Below are 16,633 nucleotides of genomic sequence, written 5' to 3'. Positions count from 1 at the left end.
GGGGGATACTTCGGGCCGGGCCGAAGAGTTCCTGGCCTAGCGTCCGAGGCATGTCGCGAACTGTGCACGAGCTGGACCGGAGCGAGGACGTACGGGCGGCGCTGGCCGATCCCCATCTGGTGCCGGAGCCGCCGCCGGCGGCCGGGAGCTCGGGACGGGGCACCTCGATGGCGTGGCTGCGTGCCGCGGTGCCCCGGTTCTGCTCCGGGGAGACGCATGCGCGGCGCCGGGCGCTGGTGGAGGCCGAGCTGCGCCGCGTCGATCCGGCGGAACTGCGCCGGGCGGTGGCCTCGCGACCGGGCACGGGCACGGCCGGTACGGATACGCGGCTCCAGCTGGTCCGCACCCTCGCCGAGGCGCTGGGGCTGCCGGAACCGGACGCCGTGGCCGAGGCCGTCACGGTGGTCGCCGGGGCCTACTTCGGCGGCACGGACCCCGCCGCCGACGCGGCCGTGGCCGAGCTGGTGGAACTGCTGCTGGGGGAAGCCGGAGAAGCGGGGGAAGCAGGGGAGAAGGCCGAGGAAGCGGAGAAAGCCGAGGAAGCGGAGGGGGCGGGGCACGCCCCGCGAGAGGCGGAGTTGGAGGTGGTCGCCGGCCGGATCTGCCTCCTTGTGCAGGCGTGCGAGGCCACAGCGGCACTGGTACGGAACGCGAGCGCTGCGGGAGAGGCGGTGTCCGGGGTTTCCGGCGCCGGTGGCCGGCTGGTCGGTGCTGGTGGCCATGGGGCAGCTGCACGCCATCTTCCAGCCACCCGCGTCGCCCGGCGGGCAGCCGGTCGCCTGGTGGCAGGCACACCAGCCGCTCGCCGTCACCGAGGGCTGGCGCACGGCGGCGGCCAAGAGCCACACCGTGGTGGTCTACGCGGCACCCGCGGGCTCCATCGGCCCGCAGCCCCGCGAGGATCTGATGCGCGAGGCGCTGGAAAAGGCTGCGGCCACCGGCGTCCTGGTCGCCGGCGCCATGCCGCTGACGGGCACATGAGCCGCCCCCAGCCACCGCGCCCGAACCGCCCACACGCACAGGGGGCGACCGGGGACGGGAGCGTGCATCAGCAGAGCGTGCGTCAGCAGAGTGCACTCCCGCAGAGTGCGCATCCGCAGAGTGCACACGTACAGGGCACGCCCCTGCAGAGTGCGAACGCGCAGAGTGTGCGCCCGCAGAGTGCACTCCCGCAGAGTGCGCCTCAGCACAGCGCGCACCAACAGGGACAACCCGTGCGATCCGGTCATTCGTCACACGAGCCCGCATCCGGGGCGCCGCATGGTCGTTGGGCAGACGTGCAGCAATACGAGCCTCTCCGAGCCCACCCTCCCCACCTCGGCCACGGGCGTGCCATGAGCGCGGCCGCCGCCCCGGCGGTCCCCCGGATGCGGACCCCGCACAGCTCGTCCCCGGAAGGGTCGACTCCCATCTACGACTCGCTGTACGCGGAGTACCGCAGACTCTTCCGGGCGCTGCCCGGCGACCGTACGGGCGAGGAGGAGCTGCGCTTCGAGGGATTCGGCACGGTGCACGGCACGGGGACGGGGCCCTGGGGCGACCAGGAGCAGTCGTCCACCGGCTGGCAGACCCCCGCCTGGCATCTGCCGGCACTGCCTCCGGCCCCCCGCCACGGCCACCACCACTGAGCCGGCCCGGCGGGCCCGGAGGCAGTCGGTCCGGCGGGCCTGGAGGCAGTCGGTCCGGCGGGCCTGGAGGCAGTCGGTCCGGCGGGCCCGGAGGCCGGGTACGGAGGCCGGACCGGGGCGGCTGCTGCTTCTCGCCGGCTACTTCTTGCGGCCGCGCTTCTCGCGCACCCGCACCGAGATCTGCACCGGCGTGCCCTCGAAGCCGAACTCCTCGCGCAGCCGCCGCTCCACGAAGCGCCGGTAGCCGGCCTCCAGGAAGCCGGAGGCGAACAGCACGAACCGCGGCGGCTTGGTGCCCGCCTGGGTGCCGAAGAGGATGCGCGGCTGCTTGCCGCCGCGCACCGGGTGCGGGTGCGAGGCGACGATCTCGCCGAGGAAGGCGTTCAGCTTGCCCGTGGGAACCCGGGTCTCCCAGCTCTCCAGCGCGGTCTCGATCGCCGGGACCAGCTTCTCCATGTGCCGCCCGGTGCGCGCCGAGACATTGACCCGTGGCGCCCAGCGCACCTGGACGAGCTCCTGCTCGATCTCCCGCTCCAGGTAGTAGCGGCGCTCCTCGTCCAGGGTGTCCCACTTGTTGTACGCCAGCACCACGGCCCGGCCCGAGTCGACGGCCATGGTGATGATGCGCAGGTCCTGCACGCTGATGGACTCGCTGACGTCGATCAGCACGACCGCGACCTCGGCCTTCTCCAGCGCCGCCGCGGTGCGCAGCGAGGCGTAGTAGTCGGCGCCCTCGGTCATGTGGACGCGGCGCCTGATGCCCGCCGTGTCGACGAACTTCCAGGTCTTGCCGCCGAGTTCGATCAGCTCGTCCACCGGGTCACGCGTGGTTCCCGCCTGCTCGTTGACGACGACGCGCTCCTCGCCCGCCACCTTGTTGAGCAGCGAGGACTTGCCGACGTTGGGGCGGCCGATCAGCGCGACCCGGCGCGGCCCGCCCAGCGGGGTGCCGCCGAAGGTCTGCCGGGGCGCGTCCGGCAGCACCTTGAGCACCTCGTCCAGCATGTCGCCCGTACCACGGCCGTGCAGCGCCGAGACCGGGTACGGCTCGCCCAGGCCCAGCGACCACAGATAGGCGGCGTCCGCCTCACCCGAGGGGCCGTCGACCTTGTTGGCGCACAGCACCACGGGCTTGCCCGCGCGGCGCAGCAGTTTGACGACGGCCTCGTCGGTGTCGGTGGCGCCCACCATCGCGTCCACCACGAACACCACGGCGTCGGCCGCCTCGACGGCGAACTCGGCCTGCGCCGCGACGGAGGCGTCGATGCCGAGGACGTCCTGCTCCCAGCCGCCGGTGTCGACGACCTTGAAGCGGCGGCCCGCCCACTCGGCCTCGTAGGTGACCCGGTCCCTGGTGACGCCCGGGCGGTCCTCGACCACGGCCTCACGGCGGCCGATGATCCGGTTCACCAGTGTCGACTTGCCGACGTTGGGGCGGCCGACGACGGCGAGGACCGGCAGCGGACCGTGCCCCGCCTCGCCGAGCGCGCCCTCGACCTCCTCCTGGTCGAAGCCCTCCTCGGCGGCGAGCTCCATGAACTCGGCGAACTCGGCGTCACCCAGCTCACCGTGGACGTGCTCGGTGCCGTCGCCGGCGGGGTGCATCTGGTCGTTCATGACGTCTCGTCCTCGTCGTTCAGCAGGTCTGTTCGGCTGCGGTCTCTTCGGCTGCGGATCTGTTCGGCTGCGGGCTCAGCTGCTGCCGGTGCCGCGGCCGCTGGTGCGGGTGCTGCGTTGGTACAGCTCAGCGGCCGGTGAGCCGCCTCGCCTCGGTCAGGTGCCCGGCCAGCCGCTCCTGGAGCCGTACGGTCGCCTCGTCCAGCGCCTTCCTGGTCCGGCGGCCGGAGCCGTCGCCCGCCGTGAACGGGTCACCGAAGACCACGTCGACCCGGCTGCGCAGCGGCGGCAGCGCCCGTATCACCCGGCCCGGACGGTCCGCGCTGCCCAGCACCGCGACCGGGACGACGGGGGCGCCCGAGCGGAGCGCGAAGTAGGCGAGCCCGCCCCGCAGCGCCGCGAAGTCGCCCTCACCCCGGGTGCCCTCGGGGAAGATGCCCAGCACCCCGCCCTGCTCCAGCACGGCCAGCGCGCTGGTGACGGCACCGCGGTCGGCGATGCTGCGGTCGACCTTGAGCTGGCCGATGCCGCGCAGGAACGGGTCGAGCGGCCCGATGAACGCCTCCTTCTTGATCAGGAAGTGCACCGGACGGGGCGCCGTGCCCATCAGCATGGGTCCGTCGAGGTTGTGCGCGTGGTTGACCGCCAGGATCACCGGCCCGGTCGGCGGCACCCGCCAGGCGCCCAGCACCCGGGGCCGCCACAGGCCGTACATCAGCCCGATGCCGATCCGGCGGCCGACGGCGGCGCCCCGCTCACTCGCGGCGGCGTCGGTTCCAGTCACCTGGCCGCCTTCTCCATGCCTTCTGCGTCCGCCGCGTTCCCGGCGGATCCGGCCTTGTCCGCTGCGGCCTTCTCCACCAGGGTGACGACGCACTCGACGACCTGCTCCAGGGTCAGCTCCGTGGTGTCCACCTCCACGGCGTCGTCGGCCTTCTTCAGCGGGGAGGTCTTACGGCTGGAGTCCGCCTTGTCCCGCGCGGCCAGCGCCTGCTGGGTGGCGGCCAGGTCCGCGGCGGGCTTGCCGTCGGCGGACTTCAGCTCGCCGTTGCGGCGCGCTGCGCGGGCCTCGGCCGAGGCGGTGAGGAAGACCTTCAGATCGGCGTCGGGCAGCACCGTGGTGCCGATGTCCCGGCCCTCCACGACGATGCCGCCGCGCGCCTCGGCCGCGATGGTCCGCTGCAGGTCGGTGATGCGCTCCCGGACCTCGGGCACCGCGCTGACCGCGCTGACCGCCGCGGTGACCTCGGGGGTACGGATCGGGCCCGAGGCGTCCACTCCGTCGGCGGAGATCGCCGGGGCCAGCGGGTCGGTGCCCGAGACGATGCTGGGCTTGCCCGCCGCTGCGGCGATCGCGTCCGGGTCGGCCACGTCGACGCCGTTGTTCAGCATCCACCAGGTGATCGCCCGGTACTGCGCGCCGGTGTCGAGGTAGCTCAGCCCCAGCTGAGCCGCGACGGCCTTGGAGGTGCTCGACTTGCCCGTGCCGGAGGGGCCGTCGATGGCGACGATCACTGAAGACGCTGCCGGGATTGCAGACACGGTTGTGGGCACCTTTCGTGGGTCTTCGTGGGTCTGAGGCGCACGGCGCGCTGCGGCGCACGGGGACGGACGGGACCGGCCGGGCCCCCGCACAAGGCTACCGGCTGCCACGGAGCTGCCAGGCCGCGCATCCGGACCAGGGACGGCCCGGTCCGCCGGTCACTGCCGCAGGGACCAGCCGCGCTCGCGCAGCGCCTGCTCCAGCACCGGGACGGCGCCCGGCTCCACCATGAGCTGCATGTAGCCGGCCTGCTGCCCGGTGGCGTGCTCGATGCGGACGTCCTCGATGTTGACGCCCACGGAGCTCGCGTCGGCGAAGATCCTGGCCAGCTGGCCCGGGCGGTCGCTGATCAGCACCGTCACCGTCTCGTAGACGGCCGGAGCCTGGCCGTGCTTGCCGGGGACGCGGGCCCGGCCCGCGTTGCCTCGGCGCAGCAGCGCCTCGACTCCGGCCGCGCCGTCGGCCCGCTTGGCCTCGTCAGCGGAGTCCAGTTCGCGCAGCGCCCGCACCGCCGTCTCCAGGTCACCGGCCACCTCGGCGAGGATGTCGGCGACCGGCCCGGGGTTGGCCGACAGGATGTCCACCCACATCCCGGGGTCGGAGCCCGCGATCCGGGTCACATCCCTGATGCCCTGGCCGCACAGCCGCACGTCCGTCTCGGCGGCCTCCTCCAGGCGCGCGGCCACCAGGGTGGAGAGCAGCTGCGGGGTGTGCGAGACGAGCGCCACCGCCCTGTCATGCGCGTCCGCGTCCATCACCACCGGCACGGCCCCGCACAGTGCGATCAGCTCCAGCGCGAGGTTGAGCACCTCGGTGTCGGTGCCCGGGGTGGTGTCGGTGCCCTGCGCGGGGGTGAGCACCCAGGGCCGCCCCTCGAACAGGTCGGCCGTCGCCGCCAGCGGGCCCGACTGCTCGCGGCCCGACATCGGGTGACTGCCCAGGTACGTCGTCAGATCGCCGCCCAGCTCGATCAGCTCCCGGCGCGGCCCGCCCTTGACGCTGCCCACGTCGATGACGCCGCGCGCCAGCCCGCGGCGCTGCACGTCGGCGACGGTCGCCGCCAGGTGCGCCGGGGGTACGGCCACGATCGCCAGGTCCACGGGGGAGCCGGGCGCGGGCTCGCCCTCCGTCCCCGCGCCCAGCGCGGCGGCCGTGCGGGCCCGCTCCGGGTCACGGTCGCTGAGGTGCACCTTCACTCCCCGCGCCGAGAGGGCCAGCGCGGCCGAGGTGCCGATGAGTCCCGTGCCGAGCACGAGGGCGGTGCGCATTGCTGAGCTGCGTCCTTACTGGGCGGATGTCCTTGCGCGCCCGCTGGGCGCGCTATTGGGCGATGTCCTTGCGGAGCGCGGCGGCTGCGCCCAGATAGACGTGGCTGATGCCGGACCGGGGCAGCTCGGTCTCCGTGTGAGCCAGGATACGGACCACGCGGGGCATCGCACCCGCGACCTCGAGCTCCTGCGCACAGATGAGCGGCACGTCGACGATGCCGAGCTTGCGGGCCGCGGCGGCGGGGAAGTCACTGTGCAGGTCGGGGGTGGCTGTGAACCAGATGCTGATCAGGTCCTCGGGCGCGAGGCTGTTGCGTTCCAGCACCGTGGTCAGCAGTTGGCCGACCCGCTCGCTCATGTGCTCCGCTTCGTCCCGGTCCAGTTGCACCGCGCCGCGCACCGCGCGCACTGCTCGTTCCGCCACCGCAGCTCCTCGTCATCCCGTCATTGCGTCATCGCGTCATCGCGTCATCACCGGTGCCTGTGCCTGGCTGCCGGGTCAGGGTAGGTACGGGCACGCGCGGATGTCCGGGCCGCCCGACCAGTGAGACGGTACAAGTGGAGACATGCTCTTCCACGTGGTCCCGCTCGACGACTGGTTGCTGGCCCCGGACCGCCCGTACGCGCCGCGCACGCTGGCCGAGGACGGCTTCATTCCGTGTACGGACGACGAGAAGCTGGCGCTCGCCGTTGCGGACTCCCGTTTCCGGGACGCCGTCGGTCCTGTGATGGCTCTCATGATCGACGAGCGGCGGCTGGACGCCCGGGTGTGCTGGGAGCCGGCGCCGCGCATCCACGGGCGGGTGAACCGGTCGGCGGTGGCGGGAATGCTGGAGGTCAGGCGGGATGCCGAGGGGCGCGCCGTCGAGCTCGCCCTGTGGTCCTGAGCCGTTGCCCCCTCCCGACGGCGGGAGGGGGCTCCGGGCCGGGCCCCCGAAGCGTCAGAGGCCGACTTCCTTCATCAGCATGCCGACCTCAGTGTTGGTGAGGCGGCGGAGCCACCCGGACTTCTGGTCGCCGAGCGCGATGGGCCCGAAGCGGGTGCGGACCAGCTTCTCGACCGGGAAGCCGGCTTCGGCGAGCATCCGCCGCACGATGTGCTTGCGGCCCTCGTGCAGCGCGACCTCCACCAGGTAGTTCTTGCCGGTGTTCTCGACGACCTTGAAGTGGTCGGCCCGCGCATAGCCGTCGTCCAGCCGGATGCCGGACTTCAGCTGCTTGCCGAGGTCCCGCGGCAGCGGGCCCTGGATGGCGGCGAGATAGGTCTTGGTGACGCCGTAGCGGGGGTGGGTGAGGCGGTGGGCCAGCTCACCGTGGTTGGTCAGCAGGATGATCCCCTCGGTCTCGGTGTCGAGACGGCCCACGTGGAAGAGCCGGGTCTCCCGGTTCTGGACGTAGTCGCCCAGGCACTGGCGGCCGTCGGGGTCCTCCATGGAGGCGACGACTCCGGCGGGCTTGTTGAGGGCGAAGAAGACATAGGACTGAGTGGCGATGGTCAGCCCGTCGACCTTGATCTCGTCCTTCTCGGGGTCGACGCGCAGCCCCTGCTCGCGGACGATCTCGCCGTTGACCTCGACCCTGGCCTGCTCGACCAGTTCCTCGCAGGCACGCCGTGAGCCCATGCCCGCGCGGGCCAGCACCTTCTGCAGGCGCTCGCCCTCCTGCTCGCCGAAGGTCTTGGGCAGTTTGACCGGGGGCTTGGTGTGCCGGGCCCGGTTGCGCTCCTCGATCTTCGCCTCGTACTCGCGGGGGCGTGCGGGCGCCGAGGCTTTGCGGGCGCGCGCCTTGGGGGCGCCGCTCTTGGTGACGTCCTTGCGGACGTTGCTCTTGGCGCCGCCGGGCTTGCCGCCCTTGGCCTTCGGGGCGCCGGCCTTGGGGCCCGCCTTGGGGCCACCTGCCTTGGGGCCGCCGCCGGGCTGGGCGCCGCCCTGGGTGTAGCGCCGCTCCTCGGGGCGGAGCGGCCGGGAGTCCGAGGACTGCTGCCGCCCCCGCTGCCCGCCGCCCTGGCTCCGCTGGCCGCGGGGTGCGCCCTGCCCGCGCCGGCCCCCCTGGCCGGCGCGGCCGGTGCCGCCCTGCTTGCCGCCTCGGTTTCCGCCGGTGTTCCTGCCGCTGCTTCGCATCAATGTTCCGTCTGGGAGTCGGGGGAAGGATCGTCTACGTCGAACGACGGCATACCTTCCTGGGTCTCCCCCTCAACGGCCTCCGCTTCCGGAAGGAAGGGCGCCAGCTCCGGAAGCTCGTCCAGGCCGCGCAGGCCCATCCGCTCCAGAAAGTAATGCGTCGTCCTGTAAAGGATCGCACCTGTTTCGGGTTCCGTGCCCGCCTCCTCCACCAGACCCCGCTGGAGGAGGGTGCGCATCACGCCGTCGCAGTTCACGCCGCGCACGGCAGAGACCCGCGAGCGGCTGACCGGCTGCCGGTACGCGACGACGGCGAGGGTCTCCAGCGCCGCCTGGGTCAGCCGGGCCTGCTGCCCGTCCAGGACGAAGCGTTCGACCGCGTCCGCGTAGTCACCGCGGGTGTAGAAGCGCCAACCGCCCGCGACCAGTCGCAGTTCGAAGCCGCGGCCCTGCGCAGCGTATTCGTCGGCCAGCTCGCGCAGCGCGTCCGAGACCTCGCGGGGGCGCCGCTCGAGGACCTTGGCCAGCTGCTCGGGGGTCGCGGGCTCGTCCACGACCATCAGGACGGCCTCCAGCGCGGGCTTCAGCGGCAGTTCGGCGACCTCGGAGGCTCCGGCGGGGCCCGGTGCCGCCGGGTCCGTCTCGGCCGCGGCTTCCTGCACCTCGTAGGCCCCGGTGCTCTCAGTCATCCTTGCGCTCCCCTGGCTCCTGGTCGAACTCGTCGGTCACCAGCGGCACCCCGTCTCCTGCGTCCACCGTGCCGCTCCATCTGACGAGGAGCGCGCCCAGCGCCTCGTCCTGCTCCAGCGCGACGGCCCGTTCGCGGTAGAGCTCCAGCAGCGCGAGGAAGCGGGCGACGACCGTGAGGGTGTCGGGCGCGTCCTCGGTGAGCTCCTGGAAGCTGGCCTCACCGCGCTCCCGCAGCCGCGCCACGACCACTTCGGCCTGCTCGCGGACGCTGACCAGCGGGGCGTGGATGTGCTCGACGTAGACCTGCGGCTTGGGCTTGGGCCGCATCGCCTTGACGGCCAGCTTGGCGAAGCCCTCAGGGCCCACGCTGAGCGCCACTTCGGGCAGCAGCTCGGCGTGCTGCTCCTCCAGCCCGACGGTACGGGGGAAGCGCCGGGCCTCCTCGTCCAGCCGGGCCGCGAAGATTCCCGCGATCTCCTTGTAGGCCCGGTACTGCAGCAGCCGCGCGAAGAGCAGGTCCCTGGCCTCCAGCAGCGCCAGGTCGGCCTCGTCCTCCACCTCGGCCTGTGGCAGCAGCCGCGCGGCCTTCAGATCGAGCAGCGTCGCGGCGACGACCAGGAACTCGGTGGTCTGGTCGAGGTCCCACTCCGGGCCCATGGCACGGATGTGGGCCATGAACTCGTCGGTGACCTTGGAGAGCGCGACTTCGGTGACGTCCAGCTTGTGTTTGGAGATCAGCTGGAGCAACAGGTCGAAGGGGCCCTCGAAGTTGTCGAGAACCACCCGGAAACGCCCGTCGTCCGCCTCCTGCTCGGGCTCGGGGAGCTCGGTGGGGGTCTGGGCGGAAGGCTCGGCTGCGGGCTCGTCCTGAGGGCCTTCCAGCGGCTCGTCCGGCACTGGTTCCGGCTCGGCAAGAGGCTGGGCCGGTACGGGCGGCGACTCCGACGCGTGCGCCGCTCCGGGCCCCCGCCCCAGCGGTCGGCGGGAGCCCCTGCTGCGGAGTGCGTCGTCAGGAGTGGGCATCGCAGGCAGCGTACTGGCAAGCAGGTCAGCGCCCGCGCAACCGCCGTACGAGAATGCTCGCGTCTCCCCGCGACTCGAGATCGGCCAGCACAACGGCCACCGCCTCGCGCACGATCCGCCCGCGGTCGACGGCGAGTCCGTGCTCGCCGCGCAGCACCAGCCGGGCGTGTTCGAGGTCCATCAGTTCCTCGGCCGAGACATAGACCGTGATCTTCTCGTCGTGCCGCTCCCGCCCGCTGGGACGGCGCGCCGCGCGGCCACGGCGGCCGGACGACGGTGCGGCGGACGCCGAAGATCCGGCGGCCGAAGAGCCGGTCGCCTGGCGGCTCTTGGCGGTGCTGCCGCGCCGGCCGGTGCGCTCGGCCGGTGCGGGGACGGCCTGTTGGGGCGGTGCTGCGGTGCGCTGCTCCTCCGCCTTGGCCGCGGCGCGCGCCCCACGGGCCGTGCGCCGGCCGCCGTTGACCGCCTCACCGCCGAAGTCGCCGGGCTCGGCGACGGCTGCCTGTTCGGCGGTGCCGGACTCCGGGTCCGGCTCGGAGGCGGGCGCGGGCACCTTCGGCCCCGGGGACGGCGAGGCGGCGGCCGGCTGGCTCGCAGGCCGGTCCGACGGCGGCTCCCCGTTCGCCTGGCCGACCTGTGCGGCCGGCTCCTGCTGCGGTGCCGAGGGCTGTACGGCGGCACCACCGGTCGTACGGAACAGTTCGTCGGCTGCCGGGAGACTCACTCGGCGTGGCACCGGGCGAGCACCTCCCTGGCGAGCTGGCGATAGGCGGCGGCACCGACGGAGTTGGAGGCGTACGTCGTGATCGGCTCGCCCGCGACGGTGGTCTCGGGGAAGCGGACGGTGCGCCCGATGACGGTGTGGTAGACGTTGTCGTCGAACGCCTCCACGACGCGGGCGAGCACTTCACGGCTGTGCACCGTCCGCGAGTCGTACATCGTCGCCAGGATGCCGTCGAGCTCCAGCTGCGGGTTGAGCCGTTCCTGGACCTTCTCGATCGTCTCGGTCAGCAGCGCGACACCGCGCAGCGCGAAGAACTCGCACTCCAGCGGGACGATCACTTTGTGGGCCGCGGTGAGCGCGTTGACGGTGAGCAGGCCGAGCGAGGGCTGGCAGTCGATGACGATGAAGTCGTAGTCGTTGAGCAGCGGGCCCAGCGCGCGCTGCAGCGTCGACTCGCGGGCCACCTCGCTGACGAGCTGCACCTCGGCTGCCGACAGGTCGATATTGCTGGGCAGCAGGTCCATCCCGGCGACCGCGGTCTTCAGCAGCACCTCGTCGGGTGCCAGTCCGCGCTCCATCAGGAGGTTGTAGACCGTCAGGTCCAGCTCCATCGGGTTGACGCCGAGGCCGACGGAGAGGGCGCCCTGCGGGTCGAAGTCGACCAGCAGCACGCGCCGTCCGTACTCCGCGAGCGCCGCGCCCAGGTTGATGGTCGACGTCGTCTTGCCGACGCCGCCCTTCTGGTTGCACATCGCGATGATCTTCGCCGGGCCGTGTTCGTTGACCGGCCCGGGGATCGGGAAGTACGGCAGCGGGCGCCCGGTCGGGCCGATGCGTTCGCGGCGCTGGCGCGCGGCGTCGGGGGCGAGCGTGGCCGCGTACTCCGGATCGGGTTCGTACTCCGCGTCCGGGTCGTAGAAGTGACCCTCTGGCAGCTCGCCGTAGTTGGGGTCGTAGTGCGGGTCACTGTAGTCGGCGAAACGCTCGGCGGACTGACCGTTCGTAGCGTCGCCGGCCGTGGCGTTCACGTGTTGGCCGTCCGTGCTCTGGTTGGCTGTCATGGTGGGCGTCGGGTTCTGGTGGGCTGCGAAGGTGCGGACAGCGACGGAGCCGACACCCTCGGGTCCTGTGGGACCTGAGGACCCCTGGCCTCGTACAGGCGCTCCTGGTTGACCACCCCCGGGAGAAAATGTCGACTCGTTCACAAGTCGTCGTACCTCCTTGGTGACCAGGAAATTTCTCAACAGGTCAGCGTGACACCATGCCGACGGTTGGCGACTCTATGGCGTGTCGGCGGTCCGCAGCAACACAATCCGCCTCAGACGGCCCGATGTGTCGGTATGCGGGCCCCCCGATGTCAAGAGGCTCCCGAGTGACGTCCGGGTGGTTTCCCGGGTGGACAAAAAGGTTGGACAGTTACGTTAAGGGCAAGTTGGGTCGGCGTCCCGCGGACACGACGACGTCACCGTCCGGACCTTCCCTCCAAGGTCCGGACGGTGACGTGACGTTGCTGACGTTGACGCCGGGGATTGACCCCGGCCGCGGGGCTCTGTCCCAGCCCGTACGTCAGCGCGCCGGCGGGTTGCGGGCTCAGCCCAGCAGCGGCGCGATGTCGCGCACCGGCAGGTCGTGCGCCTCGCCGACGGGACCGTAAGTGACCTCTCCGTCATGGACGTTGAGGCCCTTGGCCAGCGCCGGGTCGCGGCGCAGCGCCTCGCGCCAGCCGCGGTTGGCCAGCTCCACGATGTAGGGCAGCGTCGCGTTGGTCAGCGCGTGTGTCGAGGTGTTGGGCACGGCGCCCGGCATGTTGGCGACGCAGTAGAAGACCGAGTCGTGGACGCGGAAGGTCGGCTCGGCGTGGGTGGTCGGCCGCGAGTCCTCGAAGCAGCCGCCCTGGTCGATCGCGATGTCGACAAGAACACTTCCCGGCTTCATCCGGGAGACCAGCTCGTTGCTGATCAGCTTCGGGGCCTTGGCGCCCGGGATCAGCACGGCGCCGACGACCAGATCGGCGTCCAGCACCGCGCGCTCCAGCTCGAAGGCGTTGGAGGTGATGGTGCGCACCCGGTTGCCGAAGATCTTGTCGGCCTCGCGGAGCTTGTTGACGTCCTTGTCGAGCAGCGTGACGTGGAAGCCGAGGCCGACGGCGATCTGGGTGGCGTTCCAGCCGGAGACACCGCCGCCGATGACGACCGCGCGGCCCGGGTTCACGCCGGGCACACCGCCGGGCAGCACGCCGCGGCCGCCTGCGGAAGCCATCAGGTGGTAGGCGCCGACCTGCGGCGCGATCCGGCCCGCGACCTCGGACATCGGGGCGAGCAGCGGCAGCGCCCGGCTGGGGAGCTCGACCGTCTCGTACGCGATGGCCGTGGTGCCCGACTCCAGCAGCGCGTCGGTGCACTCGCGGGAGGCCGCGAGGTGGAGGTAGGTGAAGAGGGTCTGGTCCTTGCGGAGCCTGTGGTACTCCTCGGCCACCGGCTCCTTGACCTTCAGCAGCAGGTCGGCGGTGGCCCACACCTCGTCCGCCGTGCCCAGGATGGTGGCGCCGGCGCCGGTGTACTCGGCGTCCGGGATGGAGGAGCCGGCTCCGGCGTCCTTCTCCACGAACACCTCGTGACCGTTCCGCACCAGTTCGTTCACCCCGGCCGGGGTGATGGCGACACGGAACTCGTTGTTCTTGACCTCGCGGGGGATACCGACCTTCACGTCGATCACGGTCCTTCACTCAGGGTGCAGAAGGCAGAGAAAGCCGGGTCACGCATGCTCGAAAACACCGGGAGGACCGCGGCTCGACCAGTCTAATGAAGGAACCTGAGCTGTCCAGCCTTACAAAGGGTCGATCTTTTTCGAGATTGCTATACGTTTCGCAGGTTGCAGGTGGTGTGGCTGCGCAGGGCCCGCACTGGAGCCCCGGGAGAGCTCCGAGGGGGCTCCGCAGGGATAGCTCAGTGGCGCTCGTCACGTCCCGCCGGGTACCCAGAAACGGGTTCCGCTTCCTTCCCAGGGCGGCTCAGTCTGGCGGCCGCCGCGCGGTGCCGCTGGGCCGCCCGCAGACTGCCGAGCCGCTCGCAGGCGTCGGCGGCCCGCAACTCCAGCACCGCCTCCAGCCGCCCGTCCCCCGCTCCGCGGGAGACCTCCAGGGCCTGGCTCCAGGTGCGCAGGGCGTCCTGCGGCCACCCGGCGTGCTCCTGCACCTGGGCCGCCTCGGCGAGCGCCCGTGCCTGGGCTTCCGGTTCCCGGAGCCTGCGGAAGGCGGCCGCCGAGGCGCGCCAGGCCCGCAGCGCCTCCTCCCACTCCTCCGCCTGCGCGTGGACGGTGCCGATCCGGCCGTGCAGCCGGGCTGTCGCCTCCCGGTCGGCACGCTCGTTGCGGGCCAGCCGCAGCGCGAGCGCCCTGCCGTACCAGTCGGCGGCGCGGTCCCAGTCCTCCAGTTCCGCATAGCTGTCGCCCAGCGACTCCAGGGCCCGGCCCGCAGCGCGCTCGTCGTTGGCCTGGCGGGCCGCGTCCAGCGCGGTGCGGTAGCGGACGAGGGCGTCCTCGAGCCGGTCCGTCTGCGCGTCCAGATCGCCGAGGTGCAGCAGCGCCGCGGCACGCTCCCGGTGCATACGGTTGCGCTCGGCGACGTGCAGCACCAGTTCGTGCAGCCGGTAGAGCTCGGGCGCCGCCTCCTCCGGATCGCGGTGCGCGTCGAAGGCCCTGGCCAGCGCGGAGATCAGCCGGCGGGCGAGCGTGTCCAGCTCCCCCGCCCCCTCCGTGACGGCCATCCGGGCCGCCGACAGCAGCGCGGGCCGCCGCGCCCGGAGCCAGGCCCGCGCCTCGAGAGGGTGCAGAAAGCGCAGCGCCCGCGGCATGCCCGCCAGTTCCTTGCGCGCCTCGGAGCCCGTCGGCTCGCACACCGCGCGGCACGCCTGGAGCTGACGTACCAGCCGTTCCAGCATCCGGGCCCGCGCCAGCAGCGTCTCGTCCGGGCGCTGGTGCGCCGCCAACTCGGCGCGCAGCAGCGGGTCCAGGCAGCCCGGCACCTGATAGCGGTCGGTGCTGCCACCGCCGGTCCCGCCGTCGAGTGGACGCAGCAGACCGAGCCGTACGTACTCCTCAAGGGCCGCTTGCGCGGTGCTCACCGAGCAGCCGCCGAGCGCCGATGCCAGCAGCGCGTCGACCAGGCCGGCCGGCGCGAGACAGAGCAGCCGCAGCAGGCGCGCGTGCGGGCGGGTCAGCGAGTCGTGGACGAGCCGGAAGGCGCGGGCGAGCGGTGCGGGGGGCCGCGGCACCGGGTGCCCAGCCTGCTCCTCGCCGTCCGCCTCGGCCGGCAGCCGCGGCTCACTGCCCGCCAGCCGCTGCGTGGCGTCCAGCACCGAGAGCTTGGGATGGGCGCCGAACCAGCCGCCCACCAGCATGAGCGCCGCCGGCTGATCGCCGCACAGCTCGGCCAGCGCCTCGGCGCTGCGCGGGTCGACGGTGAACCGGGGCGAGGAGCCCGCGCCGCGCCGGGCCAGCAGCGCCACGGCCGAGGCCCGGTCGAGCCCGCCCAGGGTGCAGGGGCGCACATCCGGCACGTCCGTCAACGGCCCGGAGGAGACGGCGACCACCAGGCAGTCCCGGCTCTCCGGCGCCAGGTCCAGCACCTGTTCGGAGTTGACCACGTCGTCGAGCAGCAGGACGAGGCGGCCCCGGCGGACGAGGGCGGTACGGAGCGCTTCGGCGACGACGGATTCGTCGGCGCCGGGCGGCGGCGTGTCCGGGCGTGGCCCCCCGGTCCGCTCGGCGAGGGCTGCCAGCAGGTCGCGTGCGGTGCGCTCGGTGGGGACGGGGGTGCCGCCGGGGTCGGTGAGGCGGGCCCGCAGCACTCCTCCGGGGTAGCGGTCGGCGATCCGGTGGACGAACTCCTCGGCCAGAGCGGTACGCCCGGAACCGGGTGCCCCGGCGATCAGCAGGACCCGGCTCTGCGGGAGGGGGCGTCCTGAGATGGTGTGCAGCCCGGCGCGTTCGATGTCCTCGCGCAGCGCGCGCAGTTCGCGGTCGCGGCCCGTGAACGCGTGCGGGCCCGGCCCCGCGGTCGTGGGCTGCACCGCCTGATCTGTCACGGGCTACGCTCCCGTTCGCTGTTCACCTGGTGTGTGCGGACGAATGCCGTTGCGAGCGTAGTTCACCGCGTGATGGCGGCAGCCGCCATTGACTGCCGCGTCCGCCCCGAAAATCACCACATCGGCTCAGGTGACCTTCCCGGTCCACCCACCCTCTTCACAAGGCGGGTGGACACAGCAGGGGGACGCGGCAGGGCCACAGCGGGTTGACACAGGCGAGGGCGCCTGCCGTCACCTCGGGTCGAAGGGCCGCGCGGGCCACGGCGCTTGGGCGGGCCGCAGCGCACCGAGACCGCCGCCGCTCGAGAGCGCCGCGCTCAGCGCGAGGGCACCCACCACGAGGCAGTTGTTGTGCAGCTGTCCGGCGAGCGCACCCCGCACCAGTTCCTCGAGCGGCACCCGGGCCAGCTCCATGTCGGCCTCTTCCTCGGAGACCTCGAAGCGCTCGCCCTCGACCTCGGAGAGCTGCCGGGCCAGGAAGATCCGCACGGCCTCGTCGCTGCCGCCCGGGGTGGTGTAGACGTCGACCAGCACCCGCCAGTCCTCGGCCTTGGCGTGTGCTTCCTCGTACAGCTCCCGCTCCGCGGCCGCCAGCGGGTTCTCGCCGGGGACGTCCAGCAGTCCGGCCGGGATCTCCCACAGCTTCTCGCGGACGGGGTGCCGGTACTGGCTCAGCACCAGGACGTGGTCCTGGTCGTCGAGGGCGAGGACGGCGACGGACCCGGGGTGGGTCTGGTAGTCACGGCTGACGACGGAGCCGTCGGGCATGACGACCTGGTCGGTACGGACTCCGGTCTTGTTGCCCTGGAAGGGGGTGGAGGTCGCGGTGACCTCCCACTCCTCGGGGGTGTCGGCGATACGGCTGGCCATGACGGTCACTCTCCCTGCCGGCGTTCGACGGCGGCCTTGACCAGGCCGGCGAAGAGCGGGTGCGGG

Annotated in this window: 15 protein-coding genes and 2 pseudogenes; 3 read left to right on the top strand and 14 right to left on the bottom strand. The window is 72.6% G+C overall.

Features of this window, described 5'->3' with window-relative positions; all coding sequences use genetic code 11:
- Positions 1-722 (bottom strand): annotated as a pseudogene (locus ITI46_RS26780) (hypothetical protein); the annotation flags it as partial.
- Here ITI46_RS26780 and ITI46_RS26775 point away from each other — a divergent pair.
- A pseudogene (locus ITI46_RS26775) lies at positions 685-981 on the top strand (DUF8842 C-terminal domain-containing protein); the annotation flags it as partial. The pseudogenes ITI46_RS26780 and ITI46_RS26775 sit on opposite strands and share 38 nt — an antisense overlap.
- 386 nt (positions 982-1,367) lie before the next feature.
- Positions 1,368-1,628, top strand: coding sequence for a hypothetical protein (locus ITI46_RS26770; protein ID WP_209242472.1), 261 nt, complete (start codon positions 1,368-1,370; stop codon positions 1,626-1,628).
- 138 nt (positions 1,629-1,766) lie between these two features.
- Here the strand turns inward: ITI46_RS26770 and der are convergent, their stop codons facing one another.
- From der to aroH, 5 genes are all read right to left on the bottom strand, one after another.
- On the bottom strand, positions 1,767-3,245 hold the full coding sequence (der, locus tag ITI46_RS26765; protein WP_209242469.1) for a ribosome biogenesis GTPase Der: 1,479 nt from the start codon (positions 3,243-3,245) through the stop codon (positions 1,767-1,769).
- A 127-nt stretch (positions 3,246-3,372) separates the two neighbouring features.
- Positions 3,373-4,029, bottom strand: a complete 657-nt coding sequence (locus tag ITI46_RS26760; protein ID WP_209242468.1) for a lysophospholipid acyltransferase family protein — start codon at positions 4,027-4,029, stop codon at positions 3,373-3,375.
- Positions 4,026-4,787 (bottom strand): (d)CMP kinase, encoded by a 762-nt coding sequence (gene cmk / locus ITI46_RS26755; protein ID WP_307808335.1) that lies wholly within the window; start codon positions 4,785-4,787, stop codon positions 4,026-4,028. Before cmk ends, ITI46_RS26760 begins: the two co-directional genes overlap by 4 nt.
- Positions 4,788-4,946: 159 nt before the next feature.
- Positions 4,947-6,056 carry a prephenate dehydrogenase gene (locus ITI46_RS26750; protein WP_209242467.1) on the bottom strand — a complete coding sequence of 370 codons (1,110 nt, stop codon included), beginning with the start codon at positions 6,054-6,056 and terminating at the stop codon, positions 4,947-4,949.
- Between the two features lie 52 nt (positions 6,057-6,108).
- Complete coding sequence (aroH, locus tag ITI46_RS26745; RefSeq protein WP_209242466.1) at positions 6,109-6,480, bottom strand: chorismate mutase; 372 nt, start codon at positions 6,478-6,480, stop codon at positions 6,109-6,111.
- A gap of 142 nt (positions 6,481-6,622) precedes the next feature.
- Between aroH and ITI46_RS26740 the strand changes: the two genes are divergently transcribed.
- On the top strand, positions 6,623-6,943 hold the full coding sequence (locus tag ITI46_RS26740; protein ID WP_209242465.1) for a DUF952 domain-containing protein: 321 nt from the start codon (positions 6,623-6,625) through the stop codon (positions 6,941-6,943).
- Between the two features lie 54 nt (positions 6,944-6,997).
- Here ITI46_RS26740 and ITI46_RS26735 read toward each other — a convergent pair whose 3' ends face one another.
- The 8 genes from ITI46_RS26735 to ITI46_RS26700 all read right to left on the bottom strand — a co-directional run bounded on the left by ITI46_RS26735 (position 6,998) and on the right by ITI46_RS26700 (position 16,567).
- Positions 6,998-8,176, bottom strand: a complete 1,179-nt coding sequence (locus tag ITI46_RS26735) for a pseudouridine synthase (RefSeq protein WP_209242464.1) — start codon at positions 8,174-8,176, stop codon at positions 6,998-7,000.
- Positions 8,176-8,865, bottom strand: a complete 690-nt coding sequence (scpB, locus tag ITI46_RS26730; RefSeq protein ID WP_209242463.1) for an SMC-Scp complex subunit ScpB — start codon at positions 8,863-8,865, stop codon at positions 8,176-8,178. The genes ITI46_RS26735 and scpB overlap by 1 nt, the downstream gene beginning before the upstream one ends.
- Entirely contained in the window at positions 8,858-9,889 is a 1,032-nt protein-coding gene (locus ITI46_RS26725; RefSeq protein ID WP_209242462.1) for a segregation and condensation protein A, read from the bottom strand. The genes scpB and ITI46_RS26725 overlap by 8 nt, the downstream gene beginning before the upstream one ends.
- Positions 9,890-9,914: 25 nt before the next feature.
- Positions 9,915-10,613: a hypothetical protein gene (locus ITI46_RS26720; RefSeq protein WP_209242461.1), complete on the bottom strand. Its 699-nt coding sequence runs from the start codon at positions 10,611-10,613 to the stop codon at positions 9,915-9,917.
- Positions 10,610-11,818 carry a ParA family protein gene (locus ITI46_RS26715; protein WP_209242470.1) on the bottom strand — a complete coding sequence of 403 codons (1,209 nt, stop codon included), beginning with the start codon at positions 11,816-11,818 and terminating at the stop codon, positions 10,610-10,612. Before ITI46_RS26715 ends, ITI46_RS26720 begins: the two co-directional genes overlap by 4 nt.
- Before the next feature lie 385 nt (positions 11,819-12,203).
- Complete coding sequence (gene ald / locus ITI46_RS26710; protein ID WP_209242460.1) at positions 12,204-13,328, bottom strand: alanine dehydrogenase; 1,125 nt, start codon at positions 13,326-13,328, stop codon at positions 12,204-12,206.
- Between the two features lie 230 nt (positions 13,329-13,558).
- Positions 13,559-15,697, bottom strand: coding sequence for a tetratricopeptide repeat protein (locus ITI46_RS26705; protein ID WP_209242459.1), 2,139 nt, complete (start codon positions 15,695-15,697; stop codon positions 13,559-13,561).
- Between the two features lie 231 nt (positions 15,698-15,928).
- A complete protein-coding gene (locus ITI46_RS26700; RefSeq protein WP_209242458.1) occupies positions 15,929-16,567 on the bottom strand; it encodes an NUDIX domain-containing protein in 639 nt (212 codons plus the stop codon).
- Positions 16,568-16,633: the final 66 nt, after the last annotated feature.

Origin of the sequence: Streptomyces oryzae (assembly GCF_017676365.1) — a bacterium.
In the GTDB taxonomy this organism is placed as follows: domain Bacteria; phylum Actinomycetota; class Actinomycetes; order Streptomycetales; family Streptomycetaceae; genus Streptomyces; species Streptomyces oryzae.
Note: the sequence above shows the minus strand (reverse complement) of the source record. Positions and strands in the feature narration are given on the sequence as shown.

Bases quoted from the DNA above. Each gene is read 5' to 3' on its own strand.
- ITI46_RS26740 (WP_209242465.1), top strand. From the start codon at position 6,623: ATGCTCTTCCACGTGGTCCCGCTCGACGACTGGTTGCTGGCCCCGGAC.
- ITI46_RS26735 (WP_209242464.1), bottom strand. From the start codon at position 8,176: ATGCGAAGCAGCGGCAGGAACACCGGCGGAAACCGAGGCGGCAAGCAG.
- ITI46_RS26725 (WP_209242462.1), bottom strand. From the start codon at position 9,889: ATGCCCACTCCTGACGACGCACTCCGCAGCAGGGGCTCCCGCCGACCG.
- ITI46_RS26750 (WP_209242467.1), bottom strand. From the start codon at position 6,056: ATGCGCACCGCCCTCGTGCTCGGCACGGGACTCATCGGCACCTCGGCC.
- der (WP_209242469.1), bottom strand. From the start codon at position 3,245: ATGAACGACCAGATGCACCCCGCCGGCGACGGCACCGAGCACGTCCAC.
- ITI46_RS26700 (WP_209242458.1), bottom strand. From the start codon at position 16,567: ATGGCCAGCCGTATCGCCGACACCCCCGAGGAGTGGGAGGTCACCGCG.
- scpB (WP_209242463.1), bottom strand. From the start codon at position 8,865: ATGACTGAGAGCACCGGGGCCTACGAGGTGCAGGAAGCCGCGGCCGAG.
- ITI46_RS26770 (WP_209242472.1), top strand. From the start codon at position 1,368: ATGCGGACCCCGCACAGCTCGTCCCCGGAAGGGTCGACTCCCATCTAC.